Source organism: Thiolapillus sp. (assembly GCF_048562965.1).
GTDB classification, from domain to species: domain Bacteria; phylum Pseudomonadota; class Gammaproteobacteria; order Chromatiales; family Chromatiaceae; genus Thiolapillus; species Thiolapillus brandeum_A.
The window spans coordinates 1-591 of record NZ_JBHNMF010001510.1 but is presented as its reverse complement, the minus strand read 5'-3'; the positions used below and the strand labels follow the sequence as shown (position 1 = coordinate 591).

Genomic DNA, 591 nt, shown 5'->3' with positions numbered 1-591 from the left:
TCAGCGTCACGCCATCATCCAGCCTGATTACGTAGAACTTGGGCATATTCACCGGGAGAGTGAACCCATTGCCCGCGCTGGTGGGTAACGCGGTATCAGTACCGGTCTGTGTGACTATCTTAGTGGTTGAATCGTAAGTAAAACTCATACGGATTTCACGCTGATGTACCGGTCATGATTACGGTCTGCCGGGATGCCAAGGTACTCTACGCAGTGTGCCGGGAGGTACAGCGCGCGGTTGGACACCGTGGCGTCACCAATCACGGTATAGGCGTAGTAAACATCTTCGGTAGAGGCGATACGCAGCAGGCACTTCCCTTCGGGGATCTTCTGCCCGGTCAGTGCGACCAGTGCGGTTTCATCCGGAAACGCAGAAGGTGGCGTGGCGATGTCATGCGAAGCCAAAGGGGGTACTGCCAGCAGTGGCGCAGGGCCTTCGCCATAGTTGCCCGGTTGCAGGTGCAGATAAAATGTGATGTTTACCATTTCGAGCCTTTCATGTAGAGTTGCAGAACACTGACCATGCTACACCAACGAGGACCCACATGACAGACCCCATGAACTTGCCCAGCCGCGCCGGCTACCAGGACC

The 591-nt window shown here is 55.8% G+C and carries 1 protein-coding gene; it reads right to left on the bottom strand.

The features are described 5' to 3' along the window. Nucleotides 1-144: 144 nt before the first annotated feature. Nucleotides 145-486 carry a hypothetical protein gene (locus tag ACOCD2_RS25225; RefSeq protein ID WP_419589517.1) on the bottom strand — a complete coding sequence of 114 codons (342 nt, stop codon included), beginning with the start codon at nt 484-486 and terminating at the stop codon, nt 145-147. Nucleotides 487-591: the final 105 nt, after the last annotated feature.

Coding starts and splice junctions, on each gene's coding strand:
- ACOCD2_RS25225 (WP_419589517.1), bottom strand. CDS start 486: ATGGTAAACATCACATTTTATCTGCACCTGCAACCGGGCAACTATGGC.